22 protein-coding genes and 1 tRNA gene are annotated in these 25,491 nt (G+C 65.5%); 10 read left to right on the forward strand and 13 right to left on the reverse strand.

The features are described 5' to 3' along the window. Positions 1 to 3: 3 nt before the first annotated feature. The 3 genes from ACZY1F_RS01795 to ACZY1F_RS01805 all read left to right on the forward strand — a co-directional run bounded on the left by ACZY1F_RS01795 (position 4) and on the right by ACZY1F_RS01805 (position 3,902). Positions 4 to 1,812 carry an ABC transporter ATP-binding protein gene (locus tag ACZY1F_RS01795; protein ID WP_463939950.1) on the forward strand — a complete coding sequence of 603 codons (1,809 nt, stop codon included), beginning with the start codon at positions 4 to 6 and terminating at the stop codon, positions 1,810 to 1,812. Next, positions 1,809 to 3,725, forward strand: coding sequence for an ABC transporter ATP-binding protein (locus tag ACZY1F_RS01800; RefSeq protein ID WP_463939951.1), 1,917 nt, complete (start codon positions 1,809 to 1,811; stop codon positions 3,723 to 3,725). Before ACZY1F_RS01795 ends, ACZY1F_RS01800 begins: the two co-directional genes overlap by 4 nt. Positions 3,726 to 3,825: 100 nt before the next feature. Continuing rightward, positions 3,826 to 3,902: transfer RNA gene (locus ACZY1F_RS01805), tRNA-Pro, on the forward strand. Between the two features lie 148 nt (positions 3,903 to 4,050). On the opposite strand, the gene ACZY1F_RS01810 is transcribed toward ACZY1F_RS01805, so the two are convergent. Then, positions 4,051 to 4,260 (reverse strand): hypothetical protein, encoded by a 210-nt coding sequence (locus ACZY1F_RS01810; protein WP_463939952.1) that lies wholly within the window; start codon positions 4,258 to 4,260, stop codon positions 4,051 to 4,053. A gap of 132 nt (positions 4,261 to 4,392) precedes the next feature. Between ACZY1F_RS01810 and ACZY1F_RS01815 the strand changes: the two genes are divergently transcribed. Further along, positions 4,393 to 5,667: a helix-turn-helix domain-containing protein gene (locus ACZY1F_RS01815; RefSeq protein WP_463939953.1), complete on the forward strand. Its 1,275-nt coding sequence runs from the start codon at positions 4,393 to 4,395 to the stop codon at positions 5,665 to 5,667. Between the two features lie 36 nt (positions 5,668 to 5,703). Here the strand turns inward: ACZY1F_RS01815 and ACZY1F_RS01820 are convergent, their stop codons facing one another. Further along, entirely contained in the window at positions 5,704 to 6,657 is a 954-nt protein-coding gene (locus tag ACZY1F_RS01820; RefSeq protein WP_463939954.1) for a phosphoribosylaminoimidazolesuccinocarboxamide synthase, read from the reverse strand. A gap of 2 nt (positions 6,658 to 6,659) precedes the next feature. After that, positions 6,660 to 7,976, reverse strand: a complete 1,317-nt coding sequence (gene purD / locus ACZY1F_RS01825) for a phosphoribosylamine--glycine ligase (protein ID WP_463940383.1) — start codon at positions 7,974 to 7,976, stop codon at positions 6,660 to 6,662. Between the two features lie 104 nt (positions 7,977 to 8,080). Between purD and ACZY1F_RS01830 the strand changes: the two genes are divergently transcribed. The 3 genes from ACZY1F_RS01830 (at position 8,081) to ACZY1F_RS01840 (ending at position 11,121) form a co-directional block, all read left to right on the forward strand. After that, entirely contained in the window at positions 8,081 to 9,658 is a 1,578-nt protein-coding gene (locus tag ACZY1F_RS01830; RefSeq protein WP_463939955.1) for a molybdopterin-dependent oxidoreductase, read from the forward strand. A gap of 67 nt (positions 9,659 to 9,725) precedes the next feature. Then, positions 9,726 to 10,742, forward strand: a complete 1,017-nt coding sequence (locus ACZY1F_RS01835; RefSeq protein WP_463939956.1) for an asparaginase — start codon at positions 9,726 to 9,728, stop codon at positions 10,740 to 10,742. A 1-nt stretch (position 10,743) separates the two neighbouring features. Then, positions 10,744 to 11,121 carry a sterol carrier family protein gene (locus tag ACZY1F_RS01840; RefSeq protein ID WP_463939957.1) on the forward strand — a complete coding sequence of 126 codons (378 nt, stop codon included), beginning with the start codon at positions 10,744 to 10,746 and terminating at the stop codon, positions 11,119 to 11,121. A gap of 52 nt (positions 11,122 to 11,173) precedes the next feature. Here the strand turns inward: ACZY1F_RS01840 and ACZY1F_RS01845 are convergent, their stop codons facing one another. The 3 genes from ACZY1F_RS01845 to ACZY1F_RS01855 form a co-directional block, all read right to left on the reverse strand. Next, positions 11,174 to 11,881 carry an HAD family hydrolase gene (locus tag ACZY1F_RS01845; protein WP_463940384.1) on the reverse strand — a complete coding sequence of 236 codons (708 nt, stop codon included), beginning with the start codon at positions 11,879 to 11,881 and terminating at the stop codon, positions 11,174 to 11,176. Between the two features lie 17 nt (positions 11,882 to 11,898). Beyond that, positions 11,899 to 12,189: a hypothetical protein gene (locus ACZY1F_RS01850; protein ID WP_463939958.1), complete on the reverse strand. Its 291-nt coding sequence runs from the start codon at positions 12,187 to 12,189 to the stop codon at positions 11,899 to 11,901. Between the two features lie 112 nt (positions 12,190 to 12,301). Further along, positions 12,302 to 14,113 carry a glycoside hydrolase family 15 protein gene (locus ACZY1F_RS01855; RefSeq protein WP_463939959.1) on the reverse strand — a complete coding sequence of 604 codons (1,812 nt, stop codon included), beginning with the start codon at positions 14,111 to 14,113 and terminating at the stop codon, positions 12,302 to 12,304. 150 nt (positions 14,114 to 14,263) lie between these two features. Between ACZY1F_RS01855 and ACZY1F_RS01860 the strand changes: the two genes are divergently transcribed. Both ACZY1F_RS01860 and ACZY1F_RS01865 read left to right on the forward strand, forming a co-directional pair. Beyond that, complete coding sequence (locus ACZY1F_RS01860; protein WP_463939960.1) at positions 14,264 to 14,995, forward strand: DUF72 domain-containing protein; 732 nt, start codon at positions 14,264 to 14,266, stop codon at positions 14,993 to 14,995. An 81-nt stretch (positions 14,996 to 15,076) separates the two neighbouring features. After that, positions 15,077 to 16,159 (forward strand): App1 family protein phosphatidate phosphatase, encoded by a 1,083-nt coding sequence (locus ACZY1F_RS01865; RefSeq protein ID WP_463939961.1) that lies wholly within the window; start codon positions 15,077 to 15,079, stop codon positions 16,157 to 16,159. A gap of 27 nt (positions 16,160 to 16,186) precedes the next feature. Here the strand turns inward: ACZY1F_RS01865 and ACZY1F_RS01870 are convergent, their stop codons facing one another. From ACZY1F_RS01870 to ACZY1F_RS01895, 6 genes are all read right to left on the reverse strand, one after another. Continuing rightward, positions 16,187 to 17,728 (reverse strand): glycoside hydrolase family 1 protein, encoded by a 1,542-nt coding sequence (locus ACZY1F_RS01870; protein ID WP_463939962.1) that lies wholly within the window; start codon positions 17,726 to 17,728, stop codon positions 16,187 to 16,189. Between the two features lie 105 nt (positions 17,729 to 17,833). Further along, positions 17,834 to 18,913, reverse strand: coding sequence for a LacI family DNA-binding transcriptional regulator (locus tag ACZY1F_RS01875; protein WP_463939963.1), 1,080 nt, complete (start codon positions 18,911 to 18,913; stop codon positions 17,834 to 17,836). A 38-nt stretch (positions 18,914 to 18,951) separates the two neighbouring features. Beyond that, complete coding sequence (locus tag ACZY1F_RS01880) at positions 18,952 to 19,857, reverse strand: carbohydrate ABC transporter permease (RefSeq protein ID WP_463939964.1); 906 nt, start codon at positions 19,855 to 19,857, stop codon at positions 18,952 to 18,954. Continuing rightward, the gene (locus ACZY1F_RS01885; protein ID WP_463939965.1) at positions 19,854 to 20,735 is read right to left on the reverse strand and encodes a carbohydrate ABC transporter permease; all 882 of its coding nucleotides are present in this window, start codon (positions 20,733 to 20,735) and stop codon (positions 19,854 to 19,856) included. The genes ACZY1F_RS01880 and ACZY1F_RS01885 overlap by 4 nt, the downstream gene beginning before the upstream one ends. 43 nt (positions 20,736 to 20,778) lie before the next feature. Beyond that, the gene (locus ACZY1F_RS01890; RefSeq protein ID WP_463939966.1) at positions 20,779 to 22,113 is read right to left on the reverse strand and encodes an ABC transporter substrate-binding protein; all 1,335 of its coding nucleotides are present in this window, start codon (positions 22,111 to 22,113) and stop codon (positions 20,779 to 20,781) included. A 47-nt stretch (positions 22,114 to 22,160) separates the two neighbouring features. Continuing rightward, on the reverse strand, positions 22,161 to 23,597 hold the full coding sequence (locus tag ACZY1F_RS01895) for a family 43 glycosylhydrolase (RefSeq protein WP_463939967.1): 1,437 nt from the start codon (positions 23,595 to 23,597) through the stop codon (positions 22,161 to 22,163). A gap of 135 nt (positions 23,598 to 23,732) precedes the next feature. Here ACZY1F_RS01895 and ACZY1F_RS01900 point away from each other — a divergent pair, with 135 nt between their 5' ends. Next, positions 23,733 to 25,193 carry an AAA family ATPase gene (locus ACZY1F_RS01900; RefSeq protein ID WP_463939968.1) on the forward strand — a complete coding sequence of 487 codons (1,461 nt, stop codon included), beginning with the start codon at positions 23,733 to 23,735 and terminating at the stop codon, positions 25,191 to 25,193. Here ACZY1F_RS01900 and ACZY1F_RS01905 read toward each other — a convergent pair. Then, positions 25,182 to 25,490 carry an MmcQ/YjbR family DNA-binding protein gene (locus ACZY1F_RS01905; RefSeq protein ID WP_463939969.1) on the reverse strand — a complete coding sequence of 103 codons (309 nt, stop codon included), beginning with the start codon at positions 25,488 to 25,490 and terminating at the stop codon, positions 25,182 to 25,184. The genes ACZY1F_RS01900 and ACZY1F_RS01905 overlap by 12 nt on opposite strands. Position 25,491 lies beyond the last annotated feature (1 nt).

Genomic DNA, 25,491 nt, shown 5'->3' on the forward strand with positions numbered 1-25,491 from the left:
GGCATGGCCAAGCAGACCTCATTTTTCAGATCCATCAGCCGTCTTTATCCTCACGTGAGGCCAATCATCCCCCGGCTGGTGATGGGGCTACTCTGCGCACTCCTGGCCAGCGTCGTGGCGCTGACCATCCCGCAGGTGCTGCGGGTCCTCGTCAATGAGTCCCTCACACCCGGCGGCGCGTCGGACGCCGTCTGGACTGCCGCCGTCGTCATCCTGGTCCTGGGCATCGCGGAAGCGGGCCTCGTGGCCCTCCGCCGGCAGTTTGTGATCAACCCGGCCACCACCGTGGAAACCCGGATGCGGGTCTCGCTGTACGGGCACCTGCAGGACCTGACGGTGTCCTTCCATGACCGCTGGGGCTCCGGCCAGCTGCTGTCCCGCGCCATGACGGACCTGAACTTCCTGCGCCGCTGGATGGCGTTCGGTGCCATCATGCTGGTGGTCACCACACTCACGGTGGTCATCGGCATTGTGGTGATGTTCTCCATGAGCTGGCAGCTGGCGCTGATCTTCCTGGCCGCGGCGGCGCCCATCATGGCCTACGGCTTCCGGTTCCGGACCCGCTTCAGCAAGGTGGCCCGCCGCAGCCAGGACCAGGCCGGCGACCTCGCCACCACCGTGGAGGAATCCGTCCACGGCATCCGCGTCCTGAAGGCCTTCGGCCGCAGCCGCGAGGCCCTGGAGAACTTCAACGAACAGGCCGAGGAACTCCGCCAGACCGAGATCGTGAAGGCGAAGCACCAGGCCACGTTCACCATGGTGGTCACCCTGCTGCCGGAACTCGCGCTCGGCGCCGGGCTGGTGGTGGGCGTGATGCTGTGCGCCAGCGGCCAGCTGAGCATCGGCGCCCTGGTGGCGTTCTTCGCCACCGCCGCCGTCATCGCGACGCCAGTGGAATTCTCCGGCATGCTTCTGGCCATGGCACTCACCGCCAAGTCCGCCGTCGACCGCCACTTCGAGGTCATGGATTCGGTCAACACCATCACCAGTCCCGCGGAGCCGCGCATCCCCTCGCTGCTGAAGGGCGCGCTCAGCTTCACCAACGCCACCTTCGCATTCGAGGACGCACCGGACAAACCCATCCTCAAGAACATCAATCTGGATGTCCGGCCGGGCGAAACCATGGCACTGGTGGGCATCACGGGCAGCGGCAAGAGCGCGCTGATCCAGCTGGTCCCCCGCCTGTACGACGTCACCGACGGCTCCATCACCATTGACGGCGTGGACCTGCGCGAGTTCGACGTCGACGGGCTCCGGCGCGTGGTGGGCGTCGCGTTCGAGGACACCACACTGTTCTCCAATTCGGTCCGCGACAACGTGCTCCTCGGGGCACCGGACCGCAGCGAGGAAGCCCTGGACGAAGCCCTGGATGTGGCGCAGGCGCACTTCGCGTATTCACTGCCGGAGGGCGTGGACACCCTCATCGGCGAGGAGGGCCTGAGCCTGTCCGGCGGGCAGCGGCAGCGGATTGCCCTGGCCCGGGCCATCGCGGCCCGGCCCCGGGTCCTGGTGCTGGACGACCCCCTGTCCGCCCTGGACGTGCACACCGAGGAGCTGGTGGAAACCCGGCTCCGTGCGGTCCTGAAGGACACCACTACGCTGATCGTCGCGCACCGCCCGTCCACTGTGGCGCTGGCCGACCGGGTGGCGCTGCTCGAGGACGGCCGGATCGCCGCCGTCGGAACCCACACCGAACTGCTGGCGCACAACCCCCATTACCGCTACGTCATCGCCAGCCTGGACCAGGAACCACGGGATCTGGATTCGGAGCTGTCGGAGCTTGAGGACGAGTCAAAGGACAGCATCCGATGAGCAGCGCAACCTTCGGCACCGCCAATGAGGACAATACCCACCTCAGCAAGGCGGACAGTAAAACCGTACGACGGCGGTCGCTCGCCCTTTTGGCCACACTGATCCGTCCGGTGCGGCTCAGGTTCTGGCTGACCATCGCCACCGTGGTCCTGTCCCAGGCCGCGCGTGTGGCCGGGCCGGCGTTGATCGCGTTCGGCATCGACAGCGCGCTTCCGGCGCTGCAGGCGGGCGACAACCTCCCGTTGGTGTTCACCGGCGTCGCCTACTTGCTCGCGGCGATCGCGACGGCGGGACTCACCGCCCTCTACGTCACGTCCACCGCGCGGCTCAGCCAGGCCATGCTGCTGGACCTGCGGGTCCGGGTGTTCCGGCATACCCAGCGCCTGAGCCTTGAGTTCCACGAAAAGTACACGTCCGGCCGGATCATCGCCCGGCAGACCTCGGACCTTGAGGCGCTGCGGGAACTCCTCGACTCCGGCGTCAGCTCCCTGGCCTCGGGCCTGCTGTTTATGGTCTTCACGGCTGTCACGGTGTTTGCCTTGGACTGGCGCAGCGGGCTGATCGTGCTGGCCGCGGGCGTTCCCATGTACTTCCTGTCGCGCTGGTACCAGAAGCACTCGCAGATCGTGTTCCGCGAGTCCCGGGTGGTGTCCGCCCGGCTGATTGTGCACTTCGTGGAGACCATGACCGGGATCCGTGCAGTGAAGGCCTTCCGCAAGGAAACGGAGAACGCCGCGAAGTACGGGCAATTGTCCGAGGACTACCGGCTGGTCACGGTGCGCTCCATCAACCTCAACGGCATATTCCAGCCCGGCCTGGTGCTGATCGGCAACGTCTGCGTGGCCGTGGTGCTCCTCTTCGGCGGGTTCCGGGTCCTAGGCGGAGACCTCGCCGTGGGCGTACTGCTGGCGCTGATCCTTTCCACCAAGCGCTTCTTCCAGCCGGTGGACCAGATGGCCATGTTCTACAACTCGTTCCAGAGTGCCCAGGCGGCGCTGGAGAAGGTCTCCGGCCTGCTGGAGGAGGTTCCCACGGTCCGGCCGCCCAAGAACGCCGTGGCGCTCCGCGATGCCCAGGGCACCATCGACTTCAAGGGTGTGGAGTTCGGCTACGGCGACGGCCCGGTCATCATTCCCACCATGGACCTGCACATCCCCGCCGGCCAGACCGTGGCCTTGGTGGGGCAGACCGGTGCTGGAAAATCCACGCTGGCCAAGCTGATCGCCCGCTTCTACGACGTCTCCTCCGGTTCCCTGACCCTGGACGGCGTGGACCTGCGCAGCCTGACCACCACGGACCTGCGCCGGAACATTGTGATGGTCACCCAGGAGGCGTTCCTGTTCAGCGGCTCCGTGGCGGACAACATTGCCTTGGGCCGGCCGGAGGCGACCCGTTCGGAGATCGAGGACGCTGCCCGGGCCGTGGGCGCCCACGAATTCATTACCGAACTCCCCGAAGGCTATGACACGGATGTCAACAAGCGCGGCGGCCGGGTGTCCTCCGGGCAACGGCAACTGATCAGCTTCGCCCGCGCGTTCCTCGCCCGGCCGGCGGTGCTGATCCTCGACGAGGCCACCTCGTCCCTGGACATCCCCTCCGAGCGGCTCGTCCAGAGCGGCCTGGCGCGCCTTCTGCGGGCAACTTCCGACGCCGGCACTTCCGCAGGTGCGCAGGACTCGTCTGGTGCGGGCCCCGCGTCGCCGGGCTCAGCGGCCGCGGCTGGGTCTGCTGCTGCGGGCGGAGGCCGGACGGCGCTGATCATCGCGCACCGCCTCTCCACCGTCGAAACAGCCGACCGCGTCCTGGTGGTCCACGACGGCCGCGTGGTCGAGGACGGCACGCCTGCGGAACTCATCGGCGGCGGCGGCCGCTTTGCAGAGCTCCACGGCGCGTGGAAGGACTCCTTGGTCTGACCGGCGCGCGGGCTTTCCCGGCTTTGGGGTACCCACGGCCGCCGATTTCGCATCCGGGCCCGGCGTCGGCTATTCTTGTAAAGTTGCTTTTGCAGCGGATCGGGATGTGGCGCAGCTTGGTAGCGCGCGTCGTTCGGGACGACGAGGTCGCAGGTTCAAATCCTGTCATCCCGACCAATTGAAAGAGGGTCTCCCCCAGGGGAGGCCCTCTTTTGTATCTCCCGGCTGTCACGTCCCCGGGCAAGGAACGGTCAAGTCCCTGACAAAGAAATAGCCCCGAGGCATGTTGACCATGCCCCGGGGCCGCGCCTCCTGAGAGGATTCCTTACATCGGGTCGGGCCAGTTGCCAACGTTGGTGGTGTAAGTCTTACCCTTGTCCTTGATGGGCTTGGACATGGGATCGGGCCAGTTGCCAACGGCTACGGATACGCCGGTGGTGTCGGCGATGGAACCTGCCGACAGGACAGCCGGGGCCGCCGCAGAAAATGCCAAGGCCGCAGCGAGTACGCCAGCGGCCGCAATCTTCTTCAACATATAAGTTCCTCAATACGAGTCGGATTCGTTACAAAGTCAGCACTGTCCTTGTTGACATACATTGTAAAATGTTTTCCACAGGGACTGTCAAGCATTGAGTACAAAGACTGTCCAGAATTAGGAGGAAAACCCGTGGGCAACGGATTCGGGGAGAAGCTCCGTGCGGAGCGTCTCGAACGTGGGCTGACACAGGCTGAACTGGGCAAGGACCTGTATTCCCCCAGTTATATCTCCCTCCTCGAAACCGGCCGCCGTGAGCCGACGGCGGAAGTGATCGAAGAACTCGCCCGCAGGCTGGAGCTTGCGCCCAAGGCGCTGGAAGCCTGGAGCCAGCCCATCACCGTCAGCGACGCCGAGTACGTCCTGGCCGGCCTCTACGCACGCCAGGCCTGGGACCTCAGGGACTACCCGTTGGCTGCCACCCACGCAGCCAACGCAGCCCAGATAGCCCTGGAGGGCAAGAACACCAGCGCGTGGTGGAACATGACCTACATGCAGGCCGAATGCCTGATCAAGCAGGGCAACTGGCAGGAATGCCAAAAGATCATGCAGCACCTCCTGGAGCACCCGATGGCCACCGAGTCTGCCGGCCTCGCCGTCCGTGCCCGCCAGATGCTCGCAGCTATCTGCCAGGGCCAGGGCCAGCTGAGCACTGCTGTGGAACACGCGCTGGCGGCCGTCCAACTTTGCGGCCAGCTCCCCAACGGTTCCACCCTGATCATCGGCGCCTACCGCGCACTGATCGGCGCGCTGGCGGAGAGCGGCCGCCTGGACGAAGCCTGGAAATACTGCCAGGCCATGAATGACCAGATGGACGAGCACTCCATGTCCCAGCTCGCCGGTGAGGTTGCCTGGGTGATCGGCAACGTTGCGTTTATGCGGCACGACTACCCTGAGGGCATCAAGTACCACGAGCGCGCCGCCCGGATGCTGTCGCCCGCCAACGACATCGATCTGTGGGCCCGTTTCAATAAGGCCTCGGCCGCCGTCCGGTTGTCCTCCGGAATCGTGGAGCCGGAAACACTTTCCAGCATCGAGCGCGCCGAACTGGCCCTGTCCATCGTGGGTGGCAACAAGAGCGACCAGCTCGAAGTTGCGTTCATCCGCGCCCGCTGGCTGTATCTCACGGGTGACATCGTGGCTGCCATCAACAAGCTCCGGGAGATCCACGCGGAATCCGGCGCGCTGGCCAAGCACACGGCAGGGGAAGTTTCACTGCTGCTGGGGAAATCCCTGAAGGCCGCCGGCGAGTCCGACGAAGCCCTGGTCTACCTCGAAGAAGCCCAGAAGGCCTTCAGTGCCGCGGGAGCCTCGGACCGAGTCCAGCAGGCACTGGATGCTGTCCTCGAAATCAGGCTTGCCCAGCAGCGGGCCGCAGCAGCAGCGAAAGACGTTAAAGCAAGCTAGGACGGGCCCAGCCCGAAGCCGGGCCCGTCAAACGGCCTAGGCGAACGTCCTGCCGGTGATCTTCTCGTAGGCCTCGACGTAGCGGCTGCGTGTGCGGGCCACCACGTCTGCCGGCAGGGCAGGCGGTGCCACATCGGAGTCCTTATCCCAACCTGATTCGGCCGACGTCAGCCAGTCGCGCACATACTGCTTGTCGTAGGAAGGCTGCGCCTTCCCCGGCTCATACGTGGCCGCATCCCAGAAACGCGAGGAATCCGGCGTCAGGACCTCATCGCCCAGGGTGATGGCCCCGGACACGGCGTCGTAGCCGAACTCCACCTTGGTGTCGGCCAGGATGATGCCACGTTCGCGGGCGATCTTCTCGGCGCCGGTGTAGATCTTCAGGGTCAGCTCGCTGAGGCGTCCGGCGATGTCGTCCCCCACCATGGCCACAACATCGTTGTAGGAGATGTTCTCGTCGTGCTCGCCCACCTCGGCCTTCGCGGACGGCGTGAAGATGGCCTGTTCCAGCCGGGATCCATCCACCAGGCCCGGCGGCAGCGGAATTTCGCAGACCGTCCCTTTGGCCTTGTACTCCAGCAGTCCGGTGCCGGTGAGGTAGCCGCGGGCGATGCATTCCACGGGGAACATGTCCAGCTTCCGGCAGATCATCGCGCGGCCTTCCACAGCCGCGGGAACGCCGTCTTCCACGGTGGATGCCAACACGTGGTGGACCACGTCAAGCTGGTCGAACCACCACAGGCTCAACTGTGTGAGGATGCGGCCCTTGTCCGGGATTTCGCTGGCCAGCACGTGGTCGTAGGCGCTGATGCGGTCACTGGCCACCACGAGGACACAGTCCTGGCCCACCTGCTGGCGGATGGCTTCGTCCGCCGGCTCGTAGAGGTCGCGGACCTTGCCGGAGTAAACATGCGTCCAGCCCGGCAGGTCCAGGGTTTCGGTGCTGAAGCCGCGGGACTGCTGTGGTTCCTGGGCGGAGTTCTCAGTCATGTTTATGCCTTCGCCTTCGTGACGGGGAGCGCTCCAGTGGCCAGGGCCGTTACCTTGATTTCGCCGCGGGCGGCCTTGCGGCCGATGTCCGTCCGGAACTGTGAGCCTTCCAGCTGGACCAGCTCCACGCCGTCGTACGCCCGTTCCCGGGCCTCCACCAGGTCGCTGCCGAGGGCAACGACGGCGAGCACCCGGCCGCCGGCGGAGATCACCTTGCCGTCGTCGTCGAGCGCTGTGCCAGCGTGGATCACGTGCACGCCGTCGAGCTCATCCACTTTCTTGAGTCCGCGGATGCGGTCACCGGTGCGCGGGGAGTCCGGGTAGTTTTCGGACGCGACGACGACGGCGACGGCGGTCTCCTTGGACCAGCGCAGCTCCTCTGCCTTGTCCAGTTCGCCCTTGGCAGCTGCCAGCAGCAGCGCACCAAGCGGGGTTTTGAGCCGGGCCAGCACGGCCTGCGTCTCGGGGTCGCCGAAGCGGACGTTGAATTCGATGACGCGGGTGCCGCGCGTAGTCAGCGCCAGGCCCACAAACAGCACACCCACGAACGGGGTGCCGCGGTTCGCCATCTCGTTGACCGTGGGCTGGGCCACCCGGTCGATGACCTCCTGGACCAGCCCGGCGGGGGCCCATTCCAGCGGGGTGTACGCACCCATGCCGCCGGTGTTGGGGCCTTCGTCGTTGTCGAAGATGCGCTTGAAGTCCTGCGCCGGGGACAGGGCCACGGTGTTGCGGCCGTCGCACAGGACAAAGACCGACACTTCTGGGCCGTCGAGGAATTCCTCGATCACCACGGTGCCGCCGGCGTCGAAGCACGTCTGTGCGTGGGCCAGGGCTTCGTCGCGGTTGTTGGTAACTACAACGCCCTTGCCGGCTGCGAGGCCGTCGTCCTTCACCACGTAGGGTGCGCCGAAGGTGTCCACGGCCGCCGCGGCTTCCTCGGCGTTGGTGGCCACCATCGCCATGGCTGTGGGGACTCCCGCTTCTGCCATGACTTCCTTGGCGAACGCTTTGGAGGCCTCCAGTTGGGCCGCGGCCTTGCTGGGGCCAAAGACCGGAATACCGGCGTCGCGGACGGCGTCGGAGACGCCGGCAGCCAGCGGCGCCTCGGGGCCCACCACCACGAGGTCCACGCCGAGCTTGGTGGCCAGCGCCGCGACAGCGCCGGGATCATTCCCGTCAATGTTGTGGGTGGGGACCAGCTTGCTGATTCCGGCGTTGCCGGGAGCTGCGTGGACCTCTGAAACGTTGGGGTCGGCGAGCAGGGAGCGGACAATGGCGTGTTCGCGGCCTCCAGGGCCAATGACGAGTACCTTCACAGTCTCCAAGGGTACTTTGTGCACCCTGCCCTTTCCTAAGGGGGTATTCCTAAGCAGTGTCCTTGCCCGGCCATCCCTGTGGCCCGCCGCAACGAATCCAAGGCATGAAGAAGCTTCTGAACTGGCTCAAGGGTCCCGCCGCAATGGCCGCGCTGGCAGGCGTGGCGGCTGCCGCCGTCGTACTCTCCGTTGCGGAGCTGATCGGAGCGTTCTTTACCGCCCGGGCAACCCCGGTGATCGCGTTGGGGTCCACGTTCATCGACTTCACACCGCCGTGGATGAAGGATTTCGCCATCGCCACGTTCGGCACGAACGATAAAGCCGCGCTGTTCGTGGGGATGGGCCTGACCATTTTCCTGCTGGCCTGCGTGCTGGGTGTGGTGGCCTACCGCAAGTGGGCACTGGGCGTTGCCGGTGTTCTGCTGATGGGCGCGGTGATCGTGGTCAGCGTGGTGACACGGGCCAGCGTGAAGCCGATGGATGCCGTCCCCACCGTGCTGGGCACGATTGCCGGGCTGGTGGTTCTGCGGCTTCTAATCGCCCCGCTCTGGCGGCTGAAGTCCTGGCCAGAGGCACCCGCCGACACGGGCGCCGAGGAACCTGACCGGCCCGCCACCAGCCGCCGCCGTTTCTTCGCCGCCGCCGGGATCACCGTGATCGGCGCCGGCATCGCGGCAACGGGCGGACGCCTGCTCAGTGCCGCCCGCAGCAACATCTCCAAGGCCCGCGATGCCCTGCAGCTGCCCGCACCGGCCCGGGCCGCCGCGGCCGTGCCCGCCGGTGTCCAGTCACCCGCCGCGGGGGTTACGCCGTGGGTAACTCCCAACGGGGAGTTCTACCGGATCGACACCGCCCTCAGCGTCCCCGAAATCAACGCCGATGACTGGGAGCTCCGCGTCCACGGGCTGGTGGAGGAAGAAATCCGCCTCACCTTCCAGGATCTGCTCGACGCCGACCTCATCGAGTCGCACGTGACCCTCACCTGTGTCTCCAATCCCGTGGGCGGAAACCTCGCCGGGAACGCACGCTGGCTCGGTCTGCCTATCCGCGAGGTCCTCAAGCGGGCCCGTCCCAAGGACGGCGCGGACATGGTGCTCTCGACGTCGATCGATGGTTTCAGCGCCTCCACACCGCTGGAGGTCCTGCAGGATGACCGCGACGCCATGCTGGCGATCGGCATGAACGGCGAGCCGCTGCCGCTGGAGCACGGCTATCCGGTCCGCATGGTGGTGCCCGGGCTGTACGGTTTTGTGTCCGCCACCAAGTGGGTGGTGGACCTGGAAGTGACTCGGTTCGCCGACAGCAAGGCCTACTGGACCGAGCGCGGCTGGTCCGAGCGCGGCCCCATCAAGACCATGGCCCGGGTGGAAGTCCCGAAGTCCTTCGCCAAGGTGCCCGCCGGCCGCGTGGCGATCGGCGGCACGGCCTGGGCGCAAACCCGCGGCATCACCAAGGTGGAAGTCCAGATCGACAACAACCCCTGGGCCGAGGCCGTCCTGTCCACCGAGGCGTCCCTCATCACGTGGCGCCAGTGGTCCTTCGACTGGGAAGCCACTCCCGGACCGCACTACATCAAGGTCCGTGCCACCGATGGAACGGGCGAGGTACAGACCGACCAGCGGGCCGATCCGGTACCCGACGGCGCCTCCGGCTGGCAGTCCCTCATGGTCACCGTGGAGTAGCCCGGCATTCGGCAGGTCTTCCCTGACCTTCCCTGATCTTCCCTCCGGGGGCCATAGACTTGGCACCATGCCGCACAACCCGCATGCCACGTTCACCGTGGACTCCGCCGTCGAACTCGCCGTTGTTGAACGAAGCGGTTTTGTGGAGTCCCGGCACATTGGCTCCGCCGTCGTACTGTCCGCCGACGGGTCCGTCGTCACCGAACTCGGCGACATCCGGACTCCCATGTACGCACGGTCCGCACTCAAACCGCTGCAGGCCCTGGCGTCCATGCAGTCCGGGGTTCCCCTGCGCGGCGCGCAGGTGGCGCTGGCCTGCGGCAGCCACGTCGGTTCCCTGGACCACATGGATGTGGTGGAGGGGATGCTCAAGGCCGCCGGTGTCCGGGAAGAGCAGCTGCAGTGCCCCGCCGCCTGGCCGCAGGACGAGACGGCCCGCAACTGGCTCCTGCGCTCCGATCGCGGCAAGTCCAAGCTCGCCTTTAATTGCTCCGGAAAGCACGCCGCTTTCCTGTGGGCGTGTACCGAAAACGGCTGGGACACCCACAGCTACCTTGAGCCGAACCATCCGCTGCAACAGCGCGTCCGCAGCGTGATCGAGGAGTACAGCGGCGAGCGCATCGCCCACTTGGGCATTGACGGGTGCGGTGCCCCGGTGGCCGCGATCTCGCTGACCGGCCTGGCCCGCGCGTTCTCGATGCTGGCCAATGCGCCCGGCGACAAGAACTCCAACGCCCGCGCCGCCACCATCGCCACGTCCATGCTCGACTACCCGTGGGCAGTCCAGGGTCGCGGCGAGGCCAACACCATCGTGATGGACGAGCTGGGCATCATCGCCAAGATCGGGGCCGAGGGCGTCCTGGCCATGGCCACACCCCAGGGTGTCTCGGTGGCCATCAAGATGCTGGACGGGAACCTGCGCGCCACGTCCCTGGTGGGCCTGACCCTTCTCGCCGCGGTTGGCGCCGTGGATATCCCCGGCGTCTCCAGCGTCCTCGAAAAAGTGGTTGCCCCGGTGATGGGCGGCAGCCACGAGGTGGGCAAGATCCGCCTGGGCCCTGCCGTGTCCGCTCTTCTGGACTGACATGGCTGTGGCACGCCGTCGGATCGGCATTGAAGAAGGTAGTGCGGCACTGGCCGCGTGGCAGGAAGCCGCTGCGTCGCCGTCGGACGTTCCGCTCCCCCGCAACGTCACAGCCACCGCCGTGCGGTACACGCTGGAGGAGGTGACCGCGCGCGCGCCGGGGAATTCGGTGGAGGTGCGCGTACCGCCGTTCGGCGTCACCCAGTGCGTGGAGGGGCCGCGGCACACCCGCGGGACACCGCCCAACGTGATCGAGTGCGACGCCGCCACCTGGCTTGGCATGGCGACCGGACAGTTGAGCTGGCCTGACGCCGTCGCGGCAAGCAGGGTGTCCGCCTCCGGCCTGCGCGCGGACCTCTCAGCCCTGCTGCCCCTGTAACCGAACGCGAGCGCTTAAGGCCTGCGAGAAGGGCCGTTAGTGTCGCCTCACGCTACTGGGCGCCGGCAGGGTTCGATTTCAAAGTCAGCAGCCTGCCGATCGCGCTTGCCTGCAGGTTGTCCAGGATGTCCCAAGGCCCGTCATAGACCTCGGCCGCGCCCGCCTCGCGGAGTTCGGCGGCGCTGGTTCCGCCGCAGGTTACGCCGATGGCGGGGATTCCCAGGGCGGCGGCGGCCTGCATGTCCCACACCGCGTCCCCGACATACACGGCACCGGCCGCGGCCACACCGACGGCTTCCAGCGCGGCCACGAGGATGTCCGGGGCCGGCTTGCTTGCCTTTGCATCGTCCGCGCTGGTGGCGGCATGGATGAACGAGTCCGCCCCGAGGGCCCTGCGGGTGGCCGCCAGGTCCTGGGTGCGCGCCGATGAGGCCAGGGCGACGGCGAGTCCACCGGCGTGGCACTGGGCAAGCAGCTCCTTGGCGCCGTCGAACGGACGCAGCGACGGCCAGCTCTGCGCGAAGAGCGCAGCATGGCTCGTCAGGATTTCGGCGTCCGCGTTGCGGTCCCGGCCAGCAGGAAGGAGTGCGTCCACCAGGCGGCCGCCACCCATCCCAACGCACCGGTGAATGGCGGCCATGGGGACGTCATACTGGTGCTGGCGGAACGCCTGCCACCACGCGAGCGTATGGATGTAGGCGGAGTCCACCAGGGTGCCATCCACGTCAAAAAGGACGCCGTACCGCCGCCCGCGGACCATGGCGTGGCTTTGGGTGATCACCCTGCCACAGCGCGTGCAGCCGCGGACATCTTCTTGCCGCGGGGGGCGCTGTCCCTCGGGGACGACGTGGGGCCGATGCGATCGCGGATGACCGCGCCAGCACCGTTGCTGCTGCGGTCCCTGATCAAGCCAGTACCGGCAATCTCGCGGGCCATGGCAACCCCGGCCACCGCTGCGCGTTTCGTTGGGAAGGTCACCGAGATAGCCATAAGGCTTCCTGAACCATCCAACATCCGCACCCGATAGCCGCCGTCAGGCGCATCCACCAGCTCAAAATGTCCGGCCATTACAACCACCCCTCGTTCTGTCACGGCGCTGTGCCTTTTGGGAGCGCTCCGCGAGTCTAGTAAGTATACTTACCTTTCTCCCGGAGGTGAAGAGCGAGGGGCCCTGAGGCCCTCATTGCCCTCCCCTTTCGGTCTCCGGGGGGATAGGTTTGTCACTTCGGCGAACTGTATCCTGATGAAGCTCAAGAGCGCTTGTCACAAGCGCGAAGTGGCTGAACGCCTGGGGCGTATTGCCCAGTTGCCGCCGCGCACCTACGGCCCATTCCTCGCTGAGCAGACCCACATCGTTGCGGAGTTCCAGCAACCGTTCGAACAGCTGGGTGGACTCTTCGCTCCGCCCTGCGCCGAGCAGGGCCTCCACCAACCAGAACGAGCACGCCAGGAACACCCCTTCGTCCCCCGGGAGCCCGTCGTCGCTGTCAGCGGGACGGTAACGCAGCACAAAACCATCTTCTGTCAGCTCCCGCTGGATCGCGTCAATGGTCCCCAGCACGCGGGGATCATCCGCCGGCAGGAAGCCCACCCGCGGGATCAGCAACAGGCTGGCGTCTAGCTCAGGCCGGCCATAGGACTGCACGAAGGTGTTGCGGGCCGCGTCGAAGCCGTTCGCCATAACGTCCCCGTGGATGGTGTCGCGAAGGGCCTTCCAGCGTTCCACGGGGCCAGGCAGGCCGAAGTCGCGGACGCCCTTGACCATCCGGTCCGCGGCCACCCAGGCCATCACTTTGGAATGCGTGAAATGGCGACGTGGCCCGCGCATCTCCCAGAGTCCGTTGTCCGGCTGGTCCCAGATGGTCTCCAGATGCTGCATCAGGGCAACCTGAACGTCCCAGGATTCATCGGTGTGTTTCAGCAGCGAGTTCCTGGTCAGCGCGAGACAGTCCAACACCTCACCCCAGACGTCCAGCTGAAGCTGTTCGGCAGCTCCGTTCCCGGTCCGTACCGGTTTTGAATTCTCGTACCCGGCAAGCCAGGGCAGTTCCATTTCCGGAAGCCTGCGTTCGCCGTGGATCCCGTACATGATCTGCAGGTCGGCCGGATCCCCCGCCACGGCGCGGAGAAGCCAGTCACGCCAGGCGGCGGCCTCGGCGGTGTAGCCGGCGGCCAGCAGTGCCTGCAGCGTCATGGTGGCGTCCCGCAGCCAGCAGTATCGGTAGTCCCAGTTGCGGGGACCTCCGAGCTGTTCCGGCAGGGACGTGGTGACCGCAGCCACGATGCCACCCGTGGGAGCGTACGTCAGGGCTTTCAGTGTCACCAGCGAACGGACCACGGCATCCTGGTACTTTCCCTGCACGGTGCACTGGGACGCCCAGCCGCGCCAAAACGCCAGCGTGGTGCCCAGCACCACCTCGGCGTCCACCGTGTGCGGGCGGGGAACGTGGCTGGGGGCCCACGTCAGGACAAAGGGGACGCGTTCCCCGGCCTGGACCGTGAAGTCGCTGACGGAGTGCATGTTCTCGCCGTGGAGGGGCGCCTTGGTGACAAAGTAGACGGAGTCGGGGCCGGCGACGGCATGCAGGCCGTGCTTGTCGCGCCGCACCCAGGGAATGATGTGGCCGTAGTCGAACCTCAGCGCCAGTTCACCGTGCATCCTGACGCTTCCGCTCACACCCTCCACGATCCGCACGATGTCCGCCACCTCGTCGCGCGGCGGCATGAAATCAATGACCCTGACAGTGCCCTCGGGGGTTTCCCATTCTGTTTCCAGGATCAGGGTCCCGTCCCGGTAGCCGCGCCTGGTGCAGGTGCCGCCACTCTCGGGTGCCAGGAGCCAGCGTCCTGCCTCCGGCGTATCCAGGAGGGCGTTGAAACATGCCGGCGAGTCGAAGCGCGGCAGGCAAAGCCAGTCGATCGAGCCCTCGGTGCTGACCAGGGCGCCTGTGTGGAGGTCGCCAACAACTGCATAGTCTTCGATGCGCGCCATGTCCATAGACTGCCACAAGGATGGTCCTCTCCAGGGAAAACAACGGTAAAACTTGGCGCCAAAGCACCGCGGTGTAGCCTGAACTGACGGCCGGTCCACGAACACCGGAGGCATCATGGATCACCCCTCATCCCTGCGGGTCAGCTGACTGTGGCGATACATATCGGCACTTCCGGCTGGAGCTATGACCACTGGGAGAACGTGCTGTACCCGCCAGGCCTCCCGGCCCGGGACAGGCTCCAGCACTACGTTTCCCGGTTCGGCACCGTTGAGTTGAACGCCAGCTTTTACCGGTGGCCTCGGGAGGCCTCTTTCGCCAGCTGGCGGCGCAGGCTCCCGGACGGGTTTGCGATGTCCGCCAAGGCCCCCCGGGGCCTGACGCATGGCAAGAAGCTTTACGCACCCGAAGTCTGGCTGGAGCGGATTGCACGCTGCTGGCACGAACTGGGCGACAAGCGGGCCGTCCTGTTGGTCCAACTGCCACCGCAGCTGGAACGCGATGATGCGCGGCTGGATTACTTCCTCGCCGCGGTCCCGTGGTGGATCCGGGTGACCGTGGAGTTCCGGCACCCCAGCTGGGACCATCCGGACGTCTACGCCGTGCTGGAACGGCACCAGGCCGCCTACTGCATCATGAGCGGGGCCCATCTGCCGTGCATCCTCCGCGCCACGGCGCCCTTCGTCTACCTCCGGCTCCATGGGCCTGACCATCAGCACCTGTACGGCGGCTCCTACTCCGACACGGATTTGCAGTGGTGGGCGGACCGCATCCGCGAATGGTCGGCGGCCGGCAAGGACGTCTATGCCTATTTCAATAACGACGGCGGCGGGAACGCCGTGCGGAACGCCGACACCCTCCGCTGGCTCCTTGGTGAGGGCTGACTTGGTGAGGGATGACGTCACGCCCGACGGCGGGACCGCCAAGGTGCCCGGCGCGCGGTTGCGCTGTGGCAGAGTGGAGGCATGGACAGGGCTCCTCAGAACTCACCGCAGAACACTCCGCATCCCGCACCACTGTCCGGTACCCGGACTCTCCGTCTGGCGCACCGGATTTCCGACGTCGTCAACGCCGTCCGCATTCAGCTGGCCAAGGGCTGGAATTTCACGTCACAGACCATTGCGTACCAGGGCTACGGTTCAACCAGCTGGGTACGGGTGCTTGGCCGCGTCCTGTTGACCAAGAATCCTGCCCCGGGCAGCCGGGCAGAGCACGCAGCGCGCAACGGCAATCAGAACGTCCGCGGCTGGCGGGCCTTCACCAGCGTTCCGATGCAGTTCGTCGAGGTGGAAATCACCATCGGCGGCGTCACCGCCCGGGTCCGGGCAGACCGGGGCGGTCTGATCGACACCGTGGTGGACGTGGCGCTCCCGCCGGGCTGGCACACCGCTGTGCTGCGGGCTGACGGGACCGAACCCGTGGAGACGCAGATCCAAGTGATCGACGCGGATGCGAAGTTCGGCATCGTGTCCGACATCGACGACACCGTGATGGTCACCGCCCTGCCCAGGCCGTTCCTGGCTCTGTGGAACACGTTTGTCCTCAGCGAACGCGCACGGATGGCAACGCCGGGGATGGCGGTCCTGCTGGAAAGGCTCACCATTGAACACCCGGACGCGCCGGTCATCTACCTGTCCACGGGTCCGTGGAATGCCGCCCCCACCCTGGCGCGGTTCCTGGGCCGGAACATGTATCCGTCCGGCGCCCTCCTGCTCACAGACTGGGGCCTGACTCAGGACCGCTGGTTCCGCAGCGGTCAGGAGCACAAGCACCGAAATCTGGAGCGCCTCGCCAAGGAATTTCCGGACATGCGCTGGCTCCTGATCGGCGACAACGGCCAGCACGACGAGCAGATCTATTCAGGCTTTGCCCAGGAAAACGCCGACAAAGTGGCCGCCATCGCCATCCGGCAGCTTTCTGTCAGCGAGTCCGTTTTCGCCGGCGGGCACTCCGAGGACGGCGACCACACCACCTCGGTGGTGCCCTGGATCTATTCGCCGGACGGCGCGGGGATGGCCAAACAGCTCAAGGTCCTGGACCTGCTTTAGACCTGCGAGGCCAGAAGCCCTGTCAAACTAGGCGGTGGCACCCGAGGTGGTCACGCCGTCGTCGGGCGCTTCCGTAGCGTCAGGTTCCATGGCCTGCGCGACGGCGGCACCGGCCGCGGCGGCAAGGTTCCGCTCCTCGATGAGCTCCTGGAGCCAGAAGTAGGACGCCTTCGGCGTTCGCTCCAGGGTCTCGAAATCAACGTGGAGCAGGCCGAACGGCTGGTTGTAGCCTGCCGACCATTCGAAGTTGTCCATGAGGGACCACACGTAGTAGCCACGCAGGTCAATGCCCTCGGCTTCGCCGCCGGGAGCCGTGGCCTTCAGCGCGGACTCGATGTGGTCCGACAGGTATTTCAGGCGCCGCTCGTCCGGAATGAACGTAGTGTTGGTGGACTTATCGCGGACGATGATGTCCTCGAAACTCGCCCCGCCCTCGGTGATGATCACCGGCGGCAGATGGGGGTACCGTTCCGCCATTTCCTTCAGCGCCACCCCCATATACTCGGGCTTCACCGGCCAGCCGTAGGCGGTGATGTCCGCTTCGGGCCAGGCCTCGACGTGGAACGGCGTGGAGCCGCTGCCGGCCGCACTCAGGTCGCTGCCCATGGCCTCCGCCATGGTGGCCGGCACCGCCCCCTCACCGGCGCCGACGGCTACCTTCGTGGGCATGTAGTAGTTCAGGCCGTAGAAATCCAGCGGTTGGGAGATGATCTCCATGTCCTCGTCCGGATGGTCGAAGGAGCCGAAGAACTTCGCGGCGCGGATGACGTCCGGATATTGGCCCGTGAGGACGGGGTCCGCGTACAGCCGGTTCTGTGCGATATCCATCATGCCGGCGCTCAGCTTGTCCAAGGGGTTGATCGAGTTCGGGACCATGGGCGAGTACACGTTGGTCATCCCGATCTCTCCCGGAACCCCGGCGCCGCGCAATGCCTGCATCGCGAGCCCGTGGCCCAAAAGCTGGTGGTGCACGCTGGGGAGCGCGTTTAGCATCAGCGCTTCGCCCGGTGAGTGCAGGCCCATGGTGTAGCCGTTGGTGCTGACCGTGGCCGGCTCGTTGATGGTGACCCAGCGGGCAACCCGGTCGCCGTAGGCAGCAGCGGCGATCGCCGCGAACTCGCCCAGACGGTAGGCGGTATCGCGATTCATCCAGCCGCCGGCGTCGTCCAATGCCAGCGGCGTGTCCCAGTGATAGAGGGTGACCATGGGCGAAATCCCGTTGGCCAGGAGCTCGTCCAGGAGCCGGTCATAGAACGCCAGCCCGGCAGGATTCACCGGCCCGCTGCCGTTTGGCTGGATCCGCGGCCAGGACAGCGAGAACCGGTATGAGTCGACGCCCAGCTGCTTCATGAGGGCAACGTCGCCGGGCATGCGGTGGTAGTGGTCGCAGGCCACGGCCGGGCTGTGGCCGTCCACGATGGCACCTTCCTTGGCCGAGAAGATATCCCAACCCGCCGGGCCACGGCCGTCCTCGGTGAGTGCGCCCTCGATCTGGTAGGCCGCCGTAGCCACGCCCAGGGTGAAGTCCGCAGGGATGAGCGCGGCCAAGTCCTTGGCGGAAATGTGCATGGATTCAGTCCTCTGTGAAGGAGAAACGTGGAAATGGTACGTCCCAGAATGGCACACCGAAGCGGTGTTGACGAGATGGCAGATCGGCCGGATCTACGCGGCCGACTAGGCCGGTGCCAACGCCTGCACCGAGGTTCGTTCCACGCTGGGACAGTAAATTTTTGCGGCGGAACTGGCCGGTGCTTCGTCCAGGCCGAGCAGCATCCGCACCCCCGCAGCACCCAGTTCGTAATGCGGCAGGGATACCGTGGAAAGCGGGGGCCGGAGGTGGGCGGCGATAACTTCCTGGTTGTCGAACCCCACCACGGCCATGTCGTCCGGGATGGACATGCCGTGCTCGCGCAGGCCGTCGTAAAGTCCCATCGCCATGCGATCGTTGTAGCAGTACACGGCGGTGACGTCGCGTTTGAGGAGTTCCTCGGTGGCTCCGTACCCGCCTTCCTGGTCCGGGTAGGCCTCCAGGACCAGGCCCTCGTCAAACGGGATGCCTACCGCTTCCAGCGCCTCCTTGTAGCCCTGGAGCCGTCCGTCCTTGGCCGGGGCCGGGATGGTGGCGTTGATGAAAGCGATCCGGCGGTGGCCGTGCTTCAGCAGGATCTCGGTGGCTGAGCGGCCACCCTGTACTTCATCCGGGACCACAGCCCGGGCACCCGGTTCAGTGGAAAAGCAGTTGACCAGGACGAAGTCCGACTCCCGCAGTGACGCAGGGATGTCCGTGGGCCGGTGGAACCAGGTGGAGTAGAGGATTCCGCGGACCTTGTATTCGAGCATCATGGCAATCGCGTCCGTCTCCAGCTCGCGGTTGCCTTCGGTGTTGGCGATGAGCAGTGCGTAGCCGTGCTTCCAGGCTTCGTCCTGGGCGCCGTGGATGATCTGGCCGGCAAAAGGGGTGGTGGCAATGGCGTCGGCGACGAGCCCGATGAACCGCGAACTCCCGCTGACCAGGGTCTGCGCCAGGGCATTTGGCCGGTAGCCCAGGTCCCGGATGGCGTCCCGCACACGCTGGCGGGTCTCGTCGGAAATCCGGGCAGCCTTTTTCTTGTTGACTACCAGGGAGACGGTGGCGGTGGAGACGCCCGCGGCCTCGGCGACCTGCCTGAGGGTGACGGGTTGGGGGCGCCCGGGCCGTTTGAGGGGTGCACCTGCACCCACTGGCGTGACCGAACTATTCTCCTGCGAAATCATGTGCCCTCCTCGAGGAGTATATCCGTCTGTTCCTGCCGTCACCCTTTGGTCGCCCCGCTCTCCAGGCCTTGGATCATTGCTTTGTTCAGCACGAGGAACACCAGCAGCAGGGGCGTGATGGTGACGCAGACGGCGGCAAAGGTGGCTGTCCAGTCAGTCTTACCCATGGCGCCGATGTAGTTCTGCAGGCCCAGCGGAATGGTCTTCAGTTCTTCGGAGAGGACGAAGGTGTTGGCGAAGATGAAGTCGTTCCAGATGAAGATGCTGTTGACCAGGACGACTGTCACGACGGTATTTACCGACAAGGGCAGCGTGATGAGACCGAAAATACGGTACGGTCCTGCCCCGTCCAGGGAGGCGGCCTCGTACGTTTCCCGGGGGATGTATTCGAAGAACGAGGAGAACAGGTAGATCGACATCGGCAGGGCGAAGCCTGCCAGGGGAATGATCATCGACGGGTAGGTGTCGAGCAGGTTGATGGTTGAGTAGTCGATGAAGAGCGGCACGAGGGCGATCTGGACGGGCACGATGATGCCGATCAGGAAGAGGCTGCGGACGAACTTGCTGAACCGGAACCCGAGGACCTGCAGCGCATAGGCCGCCATCATTCCCAAAAGCACAATCAGGACATTGGCGCCCATGGTGACGATGAAGCTGTTGAGGATGTTCAACCACAGGTTGCCCGTCTCGAACGCGCGGGTGTAGTTCTCCCACGTCAGGGACTTTGGCAGCGCGAAGGGGTCACCAGTGGCGAAGTCGTGTTCGGTGCGCAGGCTGGTAATGAACAGCCAGGCGAGGGGGTAGACCTGCACGATGACGATGAGGGCGATAAGCACTCTTGACAGGGTGCTGTGGAGGCTGGGAGGCCGGCGCCTGCGAGGCGGCGGCCCGCTGTCTGATGGTACGGCCCTGGGCCTGGTAATCGGAGCTGCCGGCGCGCTCATGCGTCCGCCTTTCGTTTGAGCAGGAAGAGGATGAGCCCCACGGCGACCAGGCACTCGACCACGATGAAGACGGCGATGGTGCTGGCGTATCCGAAGTCGGTGCTCGAGAAGGCCGTCTTGTACATATATGTGGTCAGCAGCTCCGAGGACTGTCCGGGACCGCCGTTCGTCATGAGGTAGGGAATGTCGAATCCGCGCAGGCCGTAGGTTGTTGCCATGATCGTGGTGGTGATCCAGACGGGCATGATGTGCGGAAAGCGGATCTTGGTGAACAGCTGCCACCGCGACGCGCCGTCGAGGCGGGCAGCCTCCTCAAGTTCCTGCGGGACGGACAGCAGCGCGGCGTAGATGATGAGCATGTACAGGCCGGTGAACCGCCATCCTTCCGGCGCCGATACTGCGGCGAGAACGGTGTTGATGTCCGAGAGCCAGGGCCGTTCAAGGGCGCCCAGGCCGATCCAGTGCAGGAGCTGGTTGAGCAGGCCAACCGGTTCGATCGAGTAGATCCGCACGAAGAGGAACGCGATGGCCACGGTGGAGATCACCGCAGGCAGCAGGTAGAGCGTTTTGATGAGCTCGCGGCCGCGCCGCATGGAGGTGAGGAGGCTGGCGACGAGCAAGGCGCCGCCGAGCTGCAGTACCAGGCAGATGGCGAGGTACCCGAGGGCGTTGAAGAAGGAGCGCCAGAAGATGTCGTCTCCGGTGAGCATCCGCACGTAGTTGGCGAGCCCTACGAACTCCATGTCGCTGATGCCGTTCCAGGAGAAGAAGCTGAGGAACAGCGACTGCACGATTGGGAACAGCACGGCGACACAGTAAAGGAGCAGGGGTGGGAGCAGGAACACCAGGACAGAAAGTCGTGACCTGTTGGGGAGCATGGCTAGGCCTTTCGGGTGGGGGCCGCAGCCCCCACCACTGTGGTTACTTGAAGAACTTCGGCGCGTTCTGCGCGATGGTGCTGTCCATCGTGCTGGTGAACTGTTCTGGTGTGATGTTGCCCTGGACGAGAAGCACGAGCTCCTGCTGCAGCCGGCCGTTGGTTGTCGGGTCAAGCTGGGTGTCCCACGGCATGGCCTGTTTGCCTCCGAGGTCGTTGGCCTTCTCCAGGGCCTTCTTGTACAGGGGTGTTGCGTTGGCCGGTACGACGGTCTCCACCTTGGTGGTCGGCGAGAGCGCACCGGTGGCCGCGTATTCGGCCGGGTACTTCGTCAGGGCGAACTTCAGGAAGTCGCTGACGAGCGGGTCGTAGGTCTTGGAGTTGACGGCCATGCCGATCCCGGACGGCGAGACGAACTCGTTGGCCGCGGTGACGGACCCCGCAGTGGTGGGCAGGGTGAAGAAGTCGATGTCGTCGCGCACGTCAGGATTCAGCTTGTCCGTCGCCAGGCTTGGCAGTTCCCAGGTGCCGATGTTGTACATCGCTGCCTGGCCGGAGGTGAACTGGTTCTGGGCGTCGGAGTAGCCCTGCGAGGAGAAGCCGTCCTGGAAGCACTTGGCCTTGCCGAGCGCTGCCAGCCATTCGACGGTCTTCTGGCCGGCGGGGTCAGAGAACTTCGCTTCGCCCTTCTTGAGCTTCTGGATGAAATCCGGACCGGCTTCACGGAACGGCTGGTAGGCGACGTACCGCTCGAGCGGCCACTGGTCCTGGCCGTCGATGGCGATGGGGGTGATGCCGGCATCGCGCAGGGCGGTGCACATGGCGGGGATGTCATCGAGGGACTTTGGGACGGCGACCCCTGCCTTCTGCAGCAGGGCCTTGTTGTACCAGACGAACTCCAGCTCGAACTGGAACGGAATCATGTTCAGGGACCCGTCGTCGAACCGCTGGTAGTCCAGCGCGCTGGGCCGGTAGTCGTCATAGACATCCAGGGACTTCAGCAGCTTTTCGGCGTCGACCATTTTGCCTTGTTTGGCCAGCTGTTGGGCGAAAGGCGTGGCGTCGGTGTCGAAGAGTTCGGGGAGTTTGTTGGCCGCGGCCAGCGTCTCGAGCTTTTGGATGTAGGAGGGCCGGTCGGGGGTGGTGATGAGGTTCAGTTCGAAGCCCGGGTGGTCTTTGGCGTACTCGTCCGCGAGCTTCTTCATGATGTTGATGACGGCCCCGTCCGCTGGCCGGGAAAGCAGCCACGAGATTTCACGGGCTTTGATTTCCCCGGTGGGGCTGACGTTGGAAGGGTCACTGGACCCTCCACCGCCGCAGGCTGTCAGAGCCAGGGCGGTGACGGCTGCAACAGCGGCAGCACGGAACAGTTTATTCATGAGGGCAATCTCCCTTGATTGGAACGGAGGATGAGGGTGGTGGGTATTTAGTTGTCGGTGCGCTGGAGTATTTCAAGTTCAGTGACGGTGACGGATCCTTCGCCGGCGAAAACGCCGATCCGCCCCGCGGGCAAGTCGTAGATCCTGGTGCTGAGGGCCACTTGCCGGTCCAGTACGGCAACGCAGATGTCGCCGTCCACGATGACTTCCAGGGTGTGTTCGCCGGGGGCAAGATCGCACGGGCGTTCCACTTCGAGGTCGAACGGAACGTCACCGGAGACATGCCATTGCGCGTCACCGGTGCTGGTCCTTGGCCACCGGTCGAAGACCAGCCTGCCGCGCTTCGGTTCAAGGCGCAGTACGTAGGACTGGTCACCGTCCGGGCCTGAGCGCAGCAGCAGACCGCATTCCGTGGTCCCGGCGCCAATGTCCAGTACTACCTTGGCATAGAACTGGCTGGGCAGTTCTTCCTTCGAGACGACGGCGGCATATCCGTCCGGGACGCTAAGCCGGGTGGGGAGTTCGTGCGTGAGAGACACCGGTACCTCGTCCCAGAAGCTGTCCACGAGTTCATCCGCGAAGGCGAATCCGAGCGTTCCATCCGGGTTTTGCCGGGCTTCCAGGACGGACATGGTGCCTGCCCACTGCCAGGGGCCGTCGTCGCGGTTGCCTTCCTTGCTGGCGATCCAGCCGAAAAAGAAGCGGCGCCCGTCTCGCTCTGCGGTCTTTGAGGCGTAGTAGGCCCGCCCATCGATGCTGTCCAGGTCTGGTACGGTCCACGGGCCGTCGGGGCTCTTGGCCATGCGGTACCGGGTAGTGAACGATTCGGAGAACTCCGAGTAGACCATGTACCACCAGTCACCCCACGCGAAGACGTCCGGGCATTCATGCGTGATGTAGCGCCGCGGATCCCAGAACGGTTCGGTGTGCTGCCAGGTCATGAGGTCGTCGGAGACGCATTGTGCAATAACGCCGCGGCGGCGTTCAGGTCCGGCGGAGTGCCGTGCCGCCAGCAGCATCCGCCACTGGCCTGCGGCTTCATCCCGGAAGACGAAGGGATCCCGCCAGTCCCCGGACTCGTAGCCGTCCGGGGCGCCGAAGGTAAGTTCCGGGTGCTTCACCCAGGTCTGCATGCCATCGGAACTTGTGGCCTGCATAACGAGTTGCAGGGGTGCGCCGTCCGGTCCAAGGTTGCGGGGGTTCTGTCCCGTGTAGAACAGGTGGTGGATACCGTTTTCATCGACGACGACGCTGCCCGTGTAAGCGTTGAAGTCCAGATCGGTTTCGCTTCCGTGACGGAGCGAAACGCCCTGGTCCTCAAACTGCGTGAGGTCCTTGGTGGTGACGAGGTTCCATGAGGTTCCCGGTTTCGGGTCCGACCGGACCTCGTGGAGGTAGAAGAGCCAGAACTCCCCGTCCTTCTCGAAGGGGATGAGGTCGCCAACCCAGCCGTCGGCGGGCTGGAAGAAAACTGAGCGTTTCATCGGCACTGATGTCCATTCTGCTAAAGCGTTTGATCACTCAACGGTAGCGCTGAGATTGAGTTTGATCAAGCGTTTTAGCAAAATTGGTTTTGTGCATTCGCTGGTCTAATTCGGGCACCCTGTTAGGGTCTGTGCATGGATGAAAAACTGGGGAAGTTCATCGACGATTTTTCGGCACTGGTTCAGCTGGCGCAGGCCGGGAGCCAGCGGCAGCAGGCGGGCAAGCAGCTGTTGGAAGCGCTAACAGAGCATTTGGGAGAGCCGGCCGTGGGCCTCTCCGTGGTGGTGGAGAACATCCCGCCGCACCGGTTTGTGGACGCAGACATCCTGATGGCGGAGTTTGCCAATCAGGATCCGGACAGCAAGTTGGTGGGCATCGGCGGCGCGCAGCGGCACCACCAGACACTCAGCGACATGGTGCAGCAGTCCCAGCTGTTTCCCCAGTTTCCGCTGTCCCAGCCCGACTACACCAACCTTGCCGTGGGACCTGATACGCAGCGCCAGGCGGTGGCCATGGGGCTCTGGCTCTTCAGTTTCGAAGGCCACAGGCTGGCTGTCTTTCAGCGCGACGCGGACCCCCGGACCGGGCGTCAAACGGCCACCTTGGAAGTGCTGGCCACCGGGCCCGGAACAGCCAACGAGTTCCTGGCCGAGTTCCGTCTCCGGATAGACAACAACAGCGTCCTCAAGGGCCAGGTCATCTCCCTGGTGATGTCCGAGTATGGGCCGAGCACAGCGGGGGTGACGTTCCACCACCGCCCCAGCCTCCCGGCGTCGGACGTTATCCTGCCCGACGGCCTGCTGCAGAAGGTCGCAGACCACACCGTGGGCATCGCCACGCACCGGGCGTCCCTCAAGCAACACGGCCAGCACCTCAAACGCGGCATCCTGCTCTACGGCCGGCCCGGGACCGGCAAGACCCACACCGTGCGGCACTTGCTGAGCCAGAGTGAAGGCTCGACGGCGATCCTCCTCTCGGGCGGGTCGCTCGCCAGGATCTCCGAGGCCGCGCGCATGGCCCGCGCGCTGCAGCCCTCGATTGTGGTGCTGGAGGACTGCGACCTGATCGCCGAGGACCGGAGTTTCGGGCACGGGCCGCAGCCGCTGCTTTTTGAGGTGCTGGACGCCATGGATGGCCTGGACAACGACGCCGACGTCGCGTTTGTCCTCACCACCAACCGGCCGGACATGCTGGAACGCGCACTGGCTCAGCGGCCAGGCCGGGTGGACCTCGCGGTGGAGATCCCGCTCCCGGCACATGCCGAGCGTGTCCGGCTGCTGGAACTCTACGGCCGCCTGGTTGCGTTCAGCCCGGAAGCCCTGGATGCCGTGGCGGAACGCACCGCGGGAACCACCGCCTCCTTCGCCCGGGAACTGGTCCGGCGGGCAGTGGTGGCGGCGGCACTGGATGACGCGCCGGTGTCTGATGCCCATCTGGCGGCCGCCGAGGAGGACCTGATGGCCGACGCCGAAACCCTCACCCGCAGCCTGCTGGGCAGCGGCACGGACGCGGCCGGCTCACCCGGTTTCCCGGGATTCCCCGTGGCCGGCATGCCGGGGCCGGGTTTCCCCGGACCGGGCCGGTCAAGACCCTAGGCCGCCCGCCAGCCGGTAGGACTCCTCAAGCAGTTCGCCGAGTTCCTCGGTGCCGATCCGCGCCAGCCGGACCAGCACCAGCTGCGGCGACCGCTCGTGGTGCGGGGTCCAGAAATACGTTTCGGGTTCCGTGCCGGCCAGGGCCTCGCGCTCGGTGGTCTTAACCGTCAGCACGCCCTCCTCCCACAGGCGTGCCATCAGCGTCTTCGCGAACCAGGCCGGCTGGTCCCAGCTGCTGCGTTCGGTGACACCGGACAGTGCCAGGCACATCCTCCGTACGTCGTCCTCGGTTGCCATC

This window comes from Pseudarthrobacter xylosi (genome assembly GCF_055412765.1).